At 42.7% G+C, this 14,683-nt stretch carries 14 protein-coding genes and 3 tRNA genes; 5 read left to right on the top strand and 12 right to left on the bottom strand.

Annotated features, from left to right (window positions below):
* Positions 1-30 precede the first annotated feature (30 nt).
* Positions 31-891: an acyl-CoA thioesterase II gene (tesB, locus tag CKV74_RS05785; protein ID WP_007243041.1), complete on the top strand. Its 861-nt coding sequence runs from the start codon at positions 31-33 to the stop codon at positions 889-891.
* A gap of 144 nt (positions 892-1,035) precedes the next feature.
* Here tesB and gorA read toward each other — a convergent pair whose 3' ends face one another.
* Positions 1,036-2,406, bottom strand: a complete 1,371-nt coding sequence (gorA, locus tag CKV74_RS05780) for a glutathione-disulfide reductase (protein ID WP_007243060.1) — start codon at positions 2,404-2,406, stop codon at positions 1,036-1,038.
* A 147-nt stretch (positions 2,407-2,553) separates the two neighbouring features.
* Positions 2,554-4,548 carry a TonB-dependent receptor, heme/hemoglobin family gene (locus CKV74_RS05775; protein WP_007242909.1) on the bottom strand — a complete coding sequence of 665 codons (1,995 nt, stop codon included), beginning with the start codon at positions 4,546-4,548 and terminating at the stop codon, positions 2,554-2,556.
* 202 nt (positions 4,549-4,750) lie between these two features.
* On the opposite strand from CKV74_RS05775, the gene CKV74_RS05770 reads away from it, so the two are divergent.
* Positions 4,751-5,443, top strand: coding sequence for a 7-cyano-7-deazaguanine/7-aminomethyl-7-deazaguanine transporter (locus tag CKV74_RS05770; protein ID WP_007242992.1), 693 nt, complete (start codon positions 4,751-4,753; stop codon positions 5,441-5,443).
* Between the two features lie 75 nt (positions 5,444-5,518).
* Here the strand turns inward: CKV74_RS05770 and hda are convergent, their stop codons facing one another.
* From hda to CKV74_RS05735, 8 genes are all read right to left on the bottom strand, one after another.
* Positions 5,519-6,208 (bottom strand): DnaA regulatory inactivator Hda, encoded by a 690-nt coding sequence (hda, locus tag CKV74_RS05765; RefSeq protein ID WP_302621406.1) that lies wholly within the window; start codon positions 6,206-6,208, stop codon positions 5,519-5,521.
* A gap of 70 nt (positions 6,209-6,278) precedes the next feature.
* Positions 6,279-7,523, bottom strand: coding sequence for a nucleobase:cation symporter-2 family protein (locus tag CKV74_RS05760; RefSeq protein WP_007242859.1), 1,245 nt, complete (start codon positions 7,521-7,523; stop codon positions 6,279-6,281).
* A 102-nt stretch (positions 7,524-7,625) separates the two neighbouring features.
* Positions 7,626-8,252: a uracil phosphoribosyltransferase gene (gene upp, locus CKV74_RS05755; protein ID WP_095176857.1), complete on the bottom strand. Its 627-nt coding sequence runs from the start codon at positions 8,250-8,252 to the stop codon at positions 7,626-7,628.
* Positions 8,253-8,346: 94 nt separating this feature from the next.
* Positions 8,347-8,685, bottom strand: coding sequence for a PM0253 family protein (locus CKV74_RS05750; RefSeq protein WP_007243047.1), 339 nt, complete (start codon positions 8,683-8,685; stop codon positions 8,347-8,349).
* 46 nt (positions 8,686-8,731) lie between these two features.
* A complete protein-coding gene (locus CKV74_RS10630) occupies positions 8,732-8,854 on the bottom strand; it encodes a hypothetical protein (protein WP_269457012.1) in 123 nt (40 codons plus the stop codon).
* 27 nt (positions 8,855-8,881) lie between these two features.
* Positions 8,882-9,205, bottom strand: coding sequence for a thioredoxin (gene trxA, locus CKV74_RS05745; protein ID WP_007242960.1), 324 nt, complete (start codon positions 9,203-9,205; stop codon positions 8,882-8,884).
* Positions 9,206-9,309: 104 nt separating this feature from the next.
* Positions 9,310-10,305: a 2-hydroxyacid dehydrogenase gene (locus CKV74_RS05740; RefSeq protein ID WP_007242934.1), complete on the bottom strand. Its 996-nt coding sequence runs from the start codon at positions 10,303-10,305 to the stop codon at positions 9,310-9,312.
* Positions 10,306-10,326: 21 nt separating this feature from the next.
* The gene (locus tag CKV74_RS05735) at positions 10,327-11,436 is read right to left on the bottom strand and encodes a methionine biosynthesis PLP-dependent protein (protein ID WP_095176856.1); all 1,110 of its coding nucleotides are present in this window, start codon (positions 11,434-11,436) and stop codon (positions 10,327-10,329) included.
* 387 nt (positions 11,437-11,823) lie between these two features.
* Here CKV74_RS05735 and CKV74_RS05730 point away from each other — a divergent pair.
* From CKV74_RS05730 to CKV74_RS05720, 3 genes are all read left to right on the top strand, one after another.
* Positions 11,824-11,899, top strand: a tRNA-Gly gene (locus CKV74_RS05730).
* A gap of 3 nt (positions 11,900-11,902) precedes the next feature.
* Positions 11,903-11,976, top strand: a tRNA-Cys gene (locus CKV74_RS05725).
* 20 nt (positions 11,977-11,996) lie between these two features.
* A tRNA-Leu gene (locus CKV74_RS05720) sits at positions 11,997-12,083 on the top strand.
* Between the two features lie 128 nt (positions 12,084-12,211).
* Here CKV74_RS05720 and fbp read toward each other — a convergent pair.
* Both fbp and CKV74_RS05710 read right to left on the bottom strand, forming a co-directional pair.
* On the bottom strand, positions 12,212-13,213 hold the full coding sequence (gene fbp / locus CKV74_RS05715; RefSeq protein ID WP_007243010.1) for a class 1 fructose-bisphosphatase: 1,002 nt from the start codon (positions 13,211-13,213) through the stop codon (positions 12,212-12,214).
* A gap of 172 nt (positions 13,214-13,385) precedes the next feature.
* Entirely contained in the window at positions 13,386-14,402 is a 1,017-nt protein-coding gene (locus CKV74_RS05710) for a branched-chain amino acid aminotransferase (RefSeq protein WP_007242848.1), read from the bottom strand.
* Positions 14,403-14,683: the final 281 nt, after the last annotated feature.

Genomic DNA, 14,683 nt, shown 5'->3' with positions numbered 1-14,683 from the left:
GTCTTTTTGTTTTATAAAAAGGAAAAAGCGATGTCGGATAAATTAAATCAACTCATCGAACTGTTAAAACTGGAAAAAATTGATGATCTGCTATTTCGTGGTGCCAGTGAAGACTTAGGTTTTCGCCAAGTATTTGGTGGGCAAGTGGTAGCACAATCGCTTTCCGCCGCCATGCAGGTTGCTCCGGTAGACCGTGTGCTACACTCCTGCCATGCCTACTTTTTAGCGCCTGGTGACAGCCATTATCCGATTATCTATGATGTGGAAACCCTGCGGGAAGGACGTAGCTTCTCAGCATTGCGAGTAAAGGCGATCCAACATAAGAGCGTCATTTGCCATGTCACAGCCTCCTTCCAAATGCCGGAAGAGGGATTTGAGCATCAATCCGCAATGCCACAAGTCGCCGGACCGGAGCAATTTATCAATGAACATGAGATGATGTTAAAAGTAGCACAAACTCTGCCGGATAGCCTTAGCGAAAAATTTGCTCAAGAACGTCCATTCGAGGTTCACAGCCAATATTTAAACAATCCGTTTGATGGCCGCATCTTGCCACCGGAACAATATGCTTGGTTTAAAACCAATGGCGAAGCACCGTTGGATTTACCAACACAGCAATGTCTTTTAGCCTATTTTTCCGATTTCCACTGTATTCTGACCGCGCTTCATCCGCATGGTAAAGGCTTTTTACAAAAAGGTATGAAAGTGGCCACCATTGATCACAGCATTTGGTTCCACCGTCCGTTTAATTTGCACAATTGGCATCTACATGCCTTACAAAGCAACAATGCCTCCGGTGGGCGCGGCCTAGCGCGCGGACAGATTTTCGCCCAAGATGGCACTCTAATTGCCACCACCCAGCAAGAAGGGCTAATTCGCTTTGCACCATAGCCATTTTAAAATCAACTCTAATAAAATCAATAGCTTACATTCTATTTTTGGAAAAACTCTGATGTTCATTAGGGCGTTTAAATTATACATAGGCAATAAAAAAGCAGACATTTCATTTCGTCTGCTTTTTTAATTTTCCATCCATTAACGCATGGTAACGAATTCTTCCGAACCGGTCGGGTGAATCGCCACGGTATTATCAAAATCGGCTTTTGTTGCGCCCATTTTGATTGCCACAGCAAAGCCTTGGATCATTTCATCCACACCAAAGCCAATACCATGTAAACCAACAATTTTTTCCTGCGGACCCACACAAACCAATTTCATTCGACAAGGTTGACGATGTTCGGTAACCGCCGTGTACATCGCTGTGAAAGAGGATTTATACACTTTCACATTTTTCTCACCGTATTTTTCGATAGCTTGTGGCTCGCTTAAACCCACAGTACCAATTGGCGGATGACTAAATACCACGGAAGGTACCAAATCATAATCCAAATGTTCGTTTGGTTTGCCGTTAAACAAGCGTTCCGATAAACGACGACCTGCCGCGACAGCTACCGGAGTCAGCTCAATACCGCCCTCAATAATGTCTCCCACTGCATAAATGCCTGGAACATTGGTATTTTGGAATTTATCGGTTTTGATAAAGCCACGAGCATTGGTTTCAACCCCGACATTATCCAAACCGATAGTATCGGTTGCCGGTTCACGACCAATTGCCCAAATCAGACAGTCTACGGTAATTTGACGTTCATCATCAAAATATAGATTTAGGCTACCATCGGCATTCTTCACCACTTTTTGAATAGTGGAATGTTTATGCAAATGAATGCCATCCTGTTCTAACACTTCCACCAAGGTATCCACTACCATTGGGTCGAAATTACGAATTGGGGCATGGCGACGTACTACTAAATGGGTTTCCGCCCCTAAACTATTTACTACGCCCGCCAATTCCACAGCAATATAGCCTGCGCCGCTAATTGCAACCCGTTTTGGTAATTCACGCAACGCGAAGAAACCGTTGGAATCAATACCGTATTCCTGACCTTCAATGGCTGGACGGCTTGGACGGCCTCCGGTGGCAATTAAAATATGATCCGCAGTAATTTGTTCCTTACGACCATCCTCATAGCTCACTTCGATGGTATTTTTATCGATAAAACGACCGAATCCCGCATATACGTCCACATTATTTTTCGTCAATACATTGTTATAGGATTGATGAATGCGGCCAATATATGCTTCGCGGCTTTCTATCAATTTGGCAAAATCAAAACCTTTTACATCCACATCAAAGCCATAGGAAGGGGCATAGCGATGAATAGCTTCTGCGATTTGAGCCCCGTAAAACATCACTTTTTTCGGTACACAACCAACGTTCGCGCAGGTTCCGCCCAAATGTTTAGCTTCGACAATGGCACATTTTTTGCCATAACTGGCTGCACGATTGATAGATGCGATACCGCCGCTACCGCCGCCAATGGCAATATAATCGTAATGTTTGCTCATAATATTGATCCTTACTTGATATGAAATTATCAGCAGCTATTCTGCCGAAAAGCCATCACAATTGCTATATATCAATGCGATTGACTTTGCCGAATAAAAAATGCGGCCGACTGATTGCCGACCGCATTGCATAAGCCCAAACCGCTCTTAGAATTTATAAGATACGGATAATTTGTAGTTACGGCCCGGATCATAATCCACCGCACCATAGTATTGCGTACTTTGGTCTTTATAAGCTCGATTAAAGATATTATCGATACCAAATGTGAGCTCAAGGCCTTTCACCTGTTGTGGCGCCCAGCTAACATAAGCATTGCTCACCGCATAGCTTTCTTTCAGCGTATCACCGGTTGCTTTGTGTTCATAGACTTTACGTACCAACATGGTATTCCAGCCTAAATCCACTTGCGCAGACGGAATGTAATAATTCAAACCAAAAGTATAGCGATCTCCGGCATCCGGGAATGCGGTGTAATTATGATCGTCTTTTTGTTTACTACGCGCACGGGCATAGGTGATGGAGGCAGACAAATTATCAATACGATATTTTGCAGACGCTTCCACACCTTTTAACACCACCTTGCCTAAGTTGGCATAAATACTACCGCCACCATTCGGATTAGTTACGCTTTGAGTGATATTGTCATAATCGGTATGGAAATATTTTGCCGTAATGGAGAATGAATCATCCTTATGGAACAGATTATCCTTTGCATAGTTAAAACCGGCTTCTTTATTATCCCCACGAGTTGCCTCTAAACCGGCGGTATAACGCCCCGGAGCCACTAAAGCAAGCTCACCAAATCCCGGACCTCTAAATAATTCGGTGTAATTACCAAATACCAACAAATCATCGGTGATGAAGTATTTCAAGCCCAAGGCTTTTGAGAAGCGATGGTACGTTTTACTGAAATCAATGTAATCCGCTTTGAAGTGGTCAAAACGTACTCCCGGAGTCACAATGAAATTTCCTAACGCGATCGCATCTTCTAAGTAAACGGAAGTGCTATAGGCGCGTTGCTCGTAATCTGGACGCTGGGTCACAACGCGGGTTCGGCGATTGGTATCACTACCACCATAACGCAATGCGGTGGTTTTATAATATTCAACACCAGCCAACAGATTATGGGAAGTTGCCCCTAAATCAAATAAAGAGCGGTTGGATAACATACCGCCAACGGTTTTCACATTGGTTTTTGGAGAACCCATAGAAGAACTTTCATTTTCTGTGCTATATACGTTGGCCTTTAGATCAACTAATTTATTATTGGTCGGTTTATAGCCATAAGCCAATGTATAAGTACGGCGCTCAATACCGGTATAAGCCTTGCCATGGGAGGCCTCTGTGTAACCTCGTTGTCCCGGTTGTGGCACATCGCCCAAACACATACCGAAATTAGCACGGAAACAGCTCAAGGCTGTATTATGGTAACGTTCGGCAGAAATTTTTACCCATTGTTCTGGGCTAATATTGTATTTGGCTTTGAGTAAGTAATTTTGCAAATGACCTTTATTTTGGTTTTTCAAACCATTGCCGTCTGTCCCATTAATTTGATGACGATAGTTAAAATACCCCAATAAATCCCAACCACCGGTACGACCGTACAATGTGGCGGTAGCTTGATGGGAATTACCATTACTGCCCCAACCATATTTTACTTTACCGCCAAAGTTTTGCCCTTCTTCTAGCATATCGGCCGCATCAACGGTTTCAAATTTAATCGAACCACCTAAGGAGCCGGCACCGGTTGCCACGGAATTAGCCCCGACATCAATATCCACCCGTTTCAAAATTTCCGGATCGATACCGTAGTTACCGCTATGGTGGAAGGAATAACCATCCTGACGGGCACCATCCACTGCGACAGTTAAATATTCTTCGCTGACACCACGAATATTGTAGCGTTCAACGACTGACCGACCACCATTGACATTCACGCCAGGTACTCCGCGTAATACATCCGACATTTTTGTTGCCTGACGTACCTTTACAACCCCTTTGGCTGCCACATTTGATACCTGTGGTGAATAGTTATCACTCACCACATCAATAGTATCCAACTGTTCATTGCTCTCCGTAGCCTGTACATTAAAGGCCACAAAAGCCGCCAACGGCAGCAACGTGAATTTCATTTTTTTCATATAAACACCTCACCATAAAATAACTGATAATTATTATCGTTATTTTTTATGTCATCTGTCAAGGTAAAGCATTTCTTCGTTTTTCAATAAGTTCCATCACATAAACAAATTTTTTATTGCAATTCATCGCTATTTGCGTAAAATCGCGCGCTTTCACGGGTTCCCTCACCCCGTCTTTACACATTCAAAAAGGATTAAAACTATGCAAAAAACATTTATTTTTACCCATCAACAAAAGCGTAATGCGCTGTTTATTCTTTGTTTTTTCCACATTTTTATCATTGCAGCCAGTAATTATTTTGTGCAAATTCCCTTTGAAATCCATGTGCCGCTACAACGTTTTGGTGCCCTTGAGGATTTCTCTTTTCATAGCACCTGGGGCACCTTAACTTTTCCATTTATTTTCTTGGCTACCGATTTAACTGTGCGGATTTTTGGGGCAACCAGTGCTCGCCGCATTATTCATTGGGTGATGTTGCCGGCATTAATCGTTAGCTATGTAATATCGGTCATTTTTTCCAATGGACAATATCAAGGGCTGGGCGTACTTGAGGAATTTAATCTATTCGTTTTCCGTATCGCCTTCGCCAGCTTCTGCGCTTATGTATTCGGTCAATTACTGGATGTGTTGGTATTCAATAAATTACGCCAATTGGCAATTTGGTGGGTAGCACCGAGTTGTTCGATGATTTTTGGTTCAGCTGCCGATACGCTTATGTTCTTTGGCGTTGCCTTCTATCAAAGTAGCGATCCTTTTATGGCTGAAAATTGGATGCAATTGGGGTTTGTCGATTATTTGTTTAAATTATTAATTGGTATGTTGCTATTCGTGCCTGCTTATGGCGTTTTATTGAATGTTTTACTGGTGCGTTTGCAAAAATTGGCCGGGAAATAGATTTTTAGGTGAATACCAATAAAATCAATAACTTACAGTTGATTTTTGATAAAACTCTTGATTTTGAAGGGGCGTTTAAAGCGCCAAAATAGACTTCACGAAGGGAATGGTGAGATTGCGTTTGGCCTGCAAAGAGGCTTGATCAAGTTGCTCGAGTGTCGCTTTGAGTGTGGCCATATCGCGATCCAGGCGATTAAATAGAAAATGGGCGGTTTCTTCCGGCAATACAATGCCGCGTTGGTGGGCATTTTGCTGTAGCCAAGCCAGTTTTTGTGCATCGCTGAGCGGGATTAATTGGTAAGCCTCGCCCCATTTCAGTCTGGATGCTAAATCCGGCAATTGCACCGGCAAGGCATTTGGCGAACAATCGGCTGCTACCAATAAACGGGTTTGCTGATTAGCTTTGATACGGTTAAATAGATCAAAGAGCGCAATTTCCCAATCACTCTGCCCAACTACCTGCTGTACATCATCCAAACAAACCAGCTGTTGGTTTTCTAAATTATCCAATACCGCCGGCGAAAAATAACGCGATTTACTCAAGGGCACATAAATTGCAGACAGCCCCTGATTTAAATAATCGTTGCTGAGCCCACGTAATAAATGGGTTTTTCCGGTACCGGCTGCGCCCCACAAGTAGAAAAAGTGCTGGTCTGATGCTTTTTGCTGTAAGGAATTAAGCAATAGCGCATTATTGGCTCCATCAAAATTCGCCAAAGTGTCGCTGTCAATTTGTTGAATGGGCAGGGAAAGCTGTTGAGGCACAATAAACTTCATCTCTGAGTGAAATAAAAAAGGGTTAAATCGGCATTTAACCCTCTCCTTTAAGCGGCGCTTATTCTACTTGATTTTTAGCTTTTGGCAAAATCAGGTTCAATACGATGGCAACAATCGCACATAGGCTAATGCCCTTAAGTGAAACCGCATCTCCAACGTTTACGAACATGTTACCGATTCCGAAGGTCATTACAACGGAGATAATGCATAGATTGCGTGGTTCGGTCACATCTACTTTGCCCTTAATTAAGGTACTCATCCCGACTACCGCAATTGAGCCGAATACCAACATCATAATCCCCCCCATCACAATGGTTGGAATAGTACTTAAAAAGGCACCAACTTTACCGCAGAAAGAAATCGCAATCGCCCAAACGGCCGCCCAAGTCATAATGTTCGGATTAAAGTTACGGGTTAGCATAACCGCCCCTGTCACCTCTGCATAGGTGGTGTTTGGAGGACCACCAACTAAGGATGCCGCCGCAGTAGCCACACCATCCCCTAATAAGGTGCGATGTAATCCCGGTTTTTTAAGGAAATCTTTACCCGTCACCGAACTAATCGCCATGATTCCGCCAACGTGCTCTACCGCCGGTGCAATGGCAATCGGTAACATATAGAGGATGGCTTCCAAATTAAATTCCGGTTTGGTTAATTTCGGTAAGGCGAACCAAGGTGCATCATAGAGAGGTTGGAAATTAATCAACCCTAAGCATAGGCAAAGAATATAGCCAACGGCAATCCCGAACATAATTGGAATTAGTTTCATCATGCCTTTAGCAAATACTGCCACCGATAAAGTGGTGATTAAAGTAACCATAGATACCAGCACCGCATCGTTATAAGCGTAGGCACTATTTTTACCCAAGGCCATATCTACCGCGACCGGCGCTAAGCCCATCCCGATAATAATGATCACCGGTCCAACTACTACCGGTGGGAATAGACGTTCTAAGGCCGCACTACCCCGCAATTTGACTAAGGTGGACAAACCTAAGTAGACGATACCCGCGCAAGCCAAGCCCCCCATTGTGGTTGGAATCCCCCAGGTTTGTACGCCATATTGAATTGGAGCAATAAAGGCAAAGGAAGATGCCAAGAAAATGGGTACCTGTTTACCGGTACACAATTGGAATAAGAGGGTGCCGATACCGGCGGTCAGTAAGGCGGTATTGGAATCCAAGCCGGTAATTAACGGCACAAGAACCAAGGCGCCAAAGGCCACGAATAACATTTGTAAGCCGACAAAAGCCTGCTTACCGACACTTTGCACTTCAGGTGCGTTTTGTTGATTTGTAGTCATGAAGTTTCAACTCTCTGTTTGAATTAACTAAAAGTGCGGTCGGTTAATGTTTTCACGCACCGAAAAAAGACGGCAATCAATGCCGTCTTAGGTTAAGGGAAATTATTTCGTCCCGAAAATCTTATCGCCCGCATCCCCCAAACCAGGAATGATGTAGCCGTGTTCATTTAAATGATCATCGATTGCAGCGCAATACAGTTCGATATCCGGATGGGCTTTTTCCAGAGCCTTAATACCTTCAGGCGCAGCAACCAATACCAATACTTTGATATGTTGGCAGCCTTTGGCTTTTAATAAATCAATGGTAGAAATCATTGAACCGCCGGTGGCCAACATTGGGTCAACCACGATAGCCAAACGTTCTTCCAAATCACTCGCTAGTTTTTGGAAATAAGGCACTGGTTCTAAGGTTTCTTCATTACGATAAATCCCCACAACACTGATACGAGCGCTTGGAATATGCTCCAATACACCATCCATCATACCGAGACCGGCCCGTAAAATTGGTACTACGGTCACTTTTTTGCCTTTGATACGGTCCACTTCAACCGGGCCGTTCCAGCCTTCAATGGTCACTTTTTCCGTTTCCAAATCGGCAGTCGCTTCGTAGGTGAGGAGACTGCCGACTTCGGTTGCCAGCTCACGGAATTTTTTCGTGTCGATATCGGCTTCACGCATTACGCCGATTTTATGTTTAACGAGGGGATGTTTGACTTCGACTAATTTCATGTTCTGCTCCTTTTTACCGTTCAAAAAACAAATCGGCGAATTCTAGCCTAGAATGCATGAAAAATATAGAGTAGAAAAAAATAAATATTGGCAATTAGATACAACCACCACAACTGCCACAGCGCCAGTCTTCTTTATTTACCGCTTGATAAAAGGCGCGAAAGAGCATTTCTTCTAAGGGAATATCATGGGTAATAAATACATCGGAAAGCCAATCAATATTTTCGACAATCCAGTCGTCTTCTTCTAAGCCTTCGCGATAAAGCTCATCTTCAGGATCCATAAAATTATAAATATTATTGGTGCCCATATCTTTTTCACTACGCTCTAGCGGAAGGGTGAGTGGTAGGCCTTTATAGTTGATAATCCAATGGCCTAAACAAAGAGTATTACCCTGAGTTGACCAACGGGCATAGAAAGGATTTTCAGTCATGACAACAAAAAAGAAAAAGAGAGATGAATATTTTTAGTATAGTCCTTTAAGAAGCTATCACCATACTAAATAGAGGGTAAATCGCCCGCCCAATAAGACGGATTTTGGCTGGAATATCAATGGTAAAAAGCAATTCTGCCACTTGCCAGAAAAGAACAACGGCTGCCATTTTATCCGGCAGCCGTTTTATTATTGATTAGATGTGCTGATTAATAAATGCAGCCAATTGACCTTTTGGTAATGCACCAACTTGAGTTGCCACCAATTGACCATCTTTGAATAATAATAAAGTTGGGATACTACGAACGCCGAATTGTGCCGGAGTCACTTGGTTCTCATCCACATTAACTTTAACGATTTTCACTTTACCCGCATAAGCCGGTGCCAATTCATCTAATACCGGGGCAATCATTTTACAAGGACCACACCAAGGCGCCCAGAAATCGACTAAAACGGGAATATCGGACTTAATGACCTGTGCATCAAATTCAGCATCATTGATATGTAATACTTCACTCATGTTTTTTTCCTTATTTTGCTTTCGGCTTATCGCCTGTGAATAAACGGGGCACATCATATCACAAGGATTGTGCCCCGCCACAAATTGGTTTGATTGTTAAAATCTTAAACGGCTTTTACCTTATTTTGACAATCCTTACCCTGTGCAACTTGGTAGATATTAGCCAATGTCACATCTGCAATTGCGGTCAATGCCTCTTCCGTTAAAAAGGCTTGATGGCCGGTAATCAACACGTTATGGCAAGAGGAAAGGCGGCGGAATACATCATCTTGCACCACCTCGTTGGATTTATCCTCAAAAAATAAATCCCGTTCATTTTCATAAACATCCATCCCCAAGGCACCAATTTTCCGTTGTTTTAAGGCATCGATCGCTGCTTGAGTATCAATTAAACTACCACGGCTGGTATTGATGATCATTACACCATCTTTCATTTTGGAGAAAGCATCTCGATTCAACAAATGGTAGTTTTCCGGAGTTGCCGGGCAATGCAAACTGATAACATGGGAACGATGATATAGTTCATCCAGTTCCACATATTGTGCTCCCAATTCCTCAGCTAGCGGATTTTTAAATGGATCATAGGCCAGAATATGCATGCCAAAGCCACGTAAAATACGCATTACCGCCACGCCAATTTTACCGGTTCCAATCACCCCAACGGTACGCCCGTGCATATTAAATCCAATCAATCCTTCTAACGAAAAATTGGCTTCACGGGTGCGTTGATAAGCGCGGTGAATACGGCGATTTAACGTCATCATTAAGGCTACTGTATGCTCGGCAACGGCTTCTGGAGAATAAGCGGGCACACGCACTACGGTTAGCCCCAATTCCTCAGCTGCTTGCAAATCAACATTATTAAAACCGGCGCAACGCAGCGCAATAATTTTTACCCCCATCGCCGCCAGTTTTTCCAATACCTTACGACTACCATCATCGTTAACAAAAATACACACAGCTTGGCAATGCTCAGCCATTTTGGCCGTCCTTTCGCTCAACATAAAATCGAAGAATTCCAAATCCAATGCATATTTTGCATTGATTAATTCTAAATATTTACGATCGTAACTTTTCGTACTGTAAACCGCGACTTTCATCCTGACCTCCGAAATTTAACGTTATTTCAACTGAGCCAATGCCTGTGCTAAATCCGCTTTGATATCTTCAATATTTTCCAATCCGACAGAAAAACGTAACAGATTATTGGTAATACCGCGTGCAACCCGTTCAGCCTCTGGAATATCCATATGGGTTTGGGTAGCCGGATAAGTAATAAAACTTTCCGTTCCCCCCAAGCTCTCAGCAAAGGTGATCAATTTAATCGCTTTCAAAAATGTGTTAACCCAAGCTTCATCCTTCAAACGGAAAGACAACATTCCCCCCTTATTTGGATAAAGTACGCTATCGACTTGTGGTTGCGCCGCCAAAAACTCGGCCACTTGACGGGCATTCGATTGATGACGTTCCATACGCAACGCCAAGGTCTTCATCCCACGAATCGTTAGCCACGAATCAAATGGCGAAAGTACCGCCCCTGCCCCATTTTGAATATAGGCAATTCGATCGCATAACGCTTGACCTTTAGCCACAATCAGACCAACCAATGCATCATTGTGGCCGGCAATGTATTTGGTACCGCTGTGAATCACCAAATCGGCCCCTAAATCCAATGGACGGGACAACACCGGTGTTAAAAATGTATTATCGGCAATTAATAACAATTGATGTTTTTTAGCTAAAGTGGCAATCGCTTGTAAATCGCATTCTTCCATCAATGGATTGGATGGTGTTTCAATAAAGATCGCTTTGGTATTGGCATTAATCGCGCCTTCAATTGCCGCTAAATCGGCGGTATTTACATAAACCGGTTTAACGCCATTATTATTTTTATAGGCAAAATCCAACAAACGATAAGTCCCACCGTATACATCACTACCAACAATCCACTCATCGGGTGCAGTAAATAGTGTCATCAGAACTTGAATAGCTGCCATACCGGAAGAAAAAGCAAAACCACGATCGCCATTTTCTAATTTAGCAATAGTGTCTTCCAATACCGTACGGGTCGGATTCTTAGTACGGGTATAATCATAACCGGTGCTTTCACCGATGCCATGATGGCCGTAGGCGGTCGATAAATAAATCGGCGCAGAAACTGCACCGGTCGGAGCATCACTACGATTGCCCGCTTGAGCAAGTAAAGTATCGATTTGATATGTTGTTGTCATGTTTACCTCAAGAAATATTTGTCTGCCTCGTCTGGCTGGGCCACACTTCCACGCACACGAAAACGCCATCGCATTTTTTCGAGTTTTATCAAAAATAAGAGCTAAGTCATTGATTTTATTAGAAGTTGTTTAAAAACGAAGAAATCGCCGAATTCACTACAACGCGTTCAAGAAGTGCCCCTAACGCTACCGGGCATTTTATAAAAACGCCACAATTTTGGCACAAAGCGTTCGGGGTGCAAAGGGGAATTTGCCATTTCCCCCTCAACAAGGCATTTATGCGTAGGGAAAATCGGGAAACGGAGGTTTTTTCGACAGTCGCACTTTTTTTGCGGAAATGCTAATTGACAGCCATTTAAATATCCGTAAAATGCGCACTACTTTTTTGCGGGAATAGCTCAGTTGGTAGAGCACGACCTTGCCAAGGTCGGGGTCGCGAGTTCGAGCCTCGTTTCCCGCTCCAAATGGCGTGTTAGCAAAGCGGTTATGCACTGGATTGCAAATCCATGTAGCTCGGTTCGACTCCGGGACACGCCTCCATTACAACATAAGTTGTTACTGCCCGAGTGGTGGAATCGGTAGACACAAGGGATTTAAAATCCCTCGCCTTTCGAGGCGTGCCAGTTCAAGTCTGGCTTCGGGCACCATTTAAATATCCACAAATTCAAAGAATAGTCGCAATAAGCGGCTTTTTTTATATCTAAAATTTAGTCTTTATCATCAATCTTTGGCGTATAAAAAAACCTCCGCATGCGGAGGTTTTTGCCATGAGGAATTATTCTTTGAATTGTTCCATCATTTCTTGGGCTTTTTGTACCATTTTTTCCGAACCGACAAATAACGGTATGCGTTGATGTAGCGCGGAAGGTTGGATGTCTAAAATACGACGATAACCATCAGAAGCAATACCACCAGCCTGTTCAGCTAAGAAGGCCATCGGATTACCTTCATATAATAGTCGTAATTTGCCTTCAGGATAGGTTGTTGCGCTCGGATAAATATAAATCCCACCTTTCAATAGATTACGATGAAAATCTGCTACCAATGAACCGATATAACGGGAAACATAAGGACGTTGAGTCGCTTTATCTTCTTCTTGGCAATATTTAATGTATTTTTTAACCCCCATTGGGAATTTTAAATATTGTCCTTCGTTAATCGAATAAATCTTACCTTCCTTCGGCATTTGCATATTTTCATGGGAAAGACAGAAAGTACCAATTGACGGATCATAAGTAAAACCGTTCACACCGTTACCCGTGGTATACACCAACATTGTGGAAGAACCATAAACGATATAACCGGCGGCAACCTGTTTATTGCCCGGTTGCATAAAATCTTCTAACACAACCGGTGTTCCAATTGGAGAAATACGGCGGTAAATAGAGAAAATGGTACCGACGGAAACATTCACATCGATATTTGAAGAACCATCAAGCGGATCGGTAAGAATTACATATTTAGCATTGCGACCGCGTTCCGTATCGAAGGCAATAAAGCTTTCCTCCTCTTCGGAAGCAAAACCGGCCACTTCCTCACGCGCCATCAAGGCGGCTTTCATAGTATTGTGGGCAAATAAATCCAATTTCATTTGGCTTTCGCCCTGTACGTTTTCAACACCAGATTGGCCTAAAATGTTGGTTAATCCAGCTTTATTAATGTCACGATGAATAATTTTTGCTAATAACTGAAGCGAAGACAAAATGCCACTCAATTCCCCTTTGGCATTCGGATATTCCGCTTGACGTTCAACAATAAACTCACTCAATGTTTTCATAAATTCCTCTTTTTCAATTGTAAAAATTGCTGGGATTATAGGGGATTTTAGTCAATCTCTGAAAAACCGATTTTCAAGAATGAGATCTCCATCACACTTCCAAGAGAAAAAATACGGAACAAAACCTAAATTCTGTCCCGCATTGATTTTTATAGAAAATTTAGTTTAAAAACTAGGCAACTTTAACAATCCAGCCTTCTGGTGCTTCAACATCGCCAAATTGAATTCCAGTAAGTTCATCATAGAGACGTTTCGTTACCGGCCCGACTTCGGTTTCAGAGTAGAACACATGGAAATCATCACCATATTGAATACCTCCAATTGGTGAAATTACCGCGGCTGTACCACAAGCGCCCGCCTCGGTAAATTTATCCAATTCATTGATATAAATATCGCCCTCAATAGTTTCCATGCCTAAACGCTCTTTTGCTAAATACAATAAAGAATATTTAGTGATACTCGGTAAAATTGACGGTGAAAGTGGTGTGATAAATTGGTTATCTTTGGTAATTCCGAAGAAATTCGCCGCTCCCACTTCTTCAATTTTAGTATGCGTTTTGGGATCAAGATAAATCGCATCGGCGAATTTACGCTCAGCAGCCAATTCATGTGGCAATAAGCTAGCAGCATAGTTTCCACCAACTTTTACGCCACCAGTGCCTTGTGGTGCAGCACGGTCATAATCGGTAACCAAGAAATTAGACGGTTTCAAACCACCTTTAAAATAGGCCCCCACCGGGCAAGCAAATACACTGAAAATGTATTCCGGTGCTGGACGAACACCAATATTTTCACCAACCCCGATAACAAACGGACGAAGATATAACGTTGCTCCTGAACCATAAGGTGCAAGCCATTGTTCATTGGCTTTAACTACTTCCTTACAAGCTCTAATAAACATTTCCGTCGGCACTTGTGGCATTAACAAACGATCACAAGTATGCTGCATACGTTTAGCATTTTGATCCGGACGGAAAAGATTGATTGAACCGTCTTTGCAACGGTAGGCTTTTAGACCTTCAAAACACTGTTGACCATAATGTAATGCGGTTGAGCCTTCGTGAATATGCAAGGTGCTATCTGTGGTGAGGCTTCCCTCATCCCATTTACCATCTTTCCAATGGGCGATGAAACGAAAATCGGTTTTAATATATCCAAAGCCGAGGTTTTTCCAGTCTAAGTCTTTCATTTTGCTTCCTTTAATACTGAATGAGATGAAATAAAACGGGGTTTAATCTACACCATTCAAGACGGGATGAAAACCGAAAAATCTATTAATCCGGTAAAATTTGAGCTCAATTAAGAAATCTCTATGTTAGAATGGCAGGCGAAAAAAAAACGCCACATTCGTGAAAATGTGACGTTTAACCAAAAGGTTTAAAATAATATACAGGAAGTAAGAAGAGTAACAAGAGGTTACTCCCGTTCGGTTGCCCGAACTATATGCAAACACAACATCATACTTAAGTC

Origin of the sequence: Haemophilus pittmaniae, assembly GCF_900186995.1 — a bacterium.
Classification (GTDB): Bacteria; Pseudomonadota; Gammaproteobacteria; order Enterobacterales; family Pasteurellaceae; genus Haemophilus_D; species Haemophilus_D pittmaniae.
The sequence above is the reverse complement of the archived record's forward strand: the minus strand, read 5'-3'. Positions and strand labels throughout refer to the sequence as shown.

Excerpts from the sequence above, each read along its gene's own strand:
- tesB (WP_007243041.1), top strand. The coding sequence starts at position 31 with ATGTCGGATAAATTAAATCAACTCATCGAACTGTTAAAACTGGAAAAA.
- gorA (WP_007243060.1), bottom strand. The coding sequence starts at position 2,406 with ATGAGCAAACATTACGATTATATTGCCATTGGCGGCGGTAGCGGCGGT.
- CKV74_RS05775 (WP_007242909.1), bottom strand. The coding sequence starts at position 4,548 with ATGAAAAAAATGAAATTCACGTTGCTGCCGTTGGCGGCTTTTGTGGCC.
- CKV74_RS05770 (WP_007242992.1), top strand. The coding sequence starts at position 4,751 with ATGCAAAAAACATTTATTTTTACCCATCAACAAAAGCGTAATGCGCTG.
- CKV74_RS05760 (WP_007242859.1), bottom strand. The coding sequence starts at position 7,523 with ATGACTACAAATCAACAAAACGCACCTGAAGTGCAAAGTGTCGGTAAG.
- upp (WP_095176857.1), bottom strand. The coding sequence starts at position 8,252 with ATGAAATTAGTCGAAGTCAAACATCCCCTCGTTAAACATAAAATCGGC.
- CKV74_RS05750 (WP_007243047.1), bottom strand. The coding sequence starts at position 8,685 with ATGACTGAAAATCCTTTCTATGCCCGTTGGTCAACTCAGGGTAATACT.
- CKV74_RS10630 (WP_269457012.1), bottom strand. The coding sequence starts at position 8,854 with ATGGCAGCCGTTGTTCTTTTCTGGCAAGTGGCAGAATTGCTTTTTACC.
- trxA (WP_007242960.1), bottom strand. The coding sequence starts at position 9,205 with ATGAGTGAAGTATTACATATCAATGATGCTGAATTTGATGCACAGGTC.
- CKV74_RS05740 (WP_007242934.1), bottom strand. The coding sequence starts at position 10,305 with ATGAAAGTCGCGGTTTACAGTACGAAAAGTTACGATCGTAAATATTTA.
- CKV74_RS05735 (WP_095176856.1), bottom strand. The coding sequence starts at position 11,436 with ATGACAACAACATATCAAATCGATACTTTACTTGCTCAAGCGGGCAAT.
- fbp (WP_007243010.1), bottom strand. The coding sequence starts at position 13,213 with ATGAAAACATTGAGTGAGTTTATTGTTGAACGTCAAGCGGAATATCCG.
- CKV74_RS05710 (WP_007242848.1), bottom strand. The coding sequence starts at position 14,402 with ATGAAAGACTTAGACTGGAAAAACCTCGGCTTTGGATATATTAAAACC.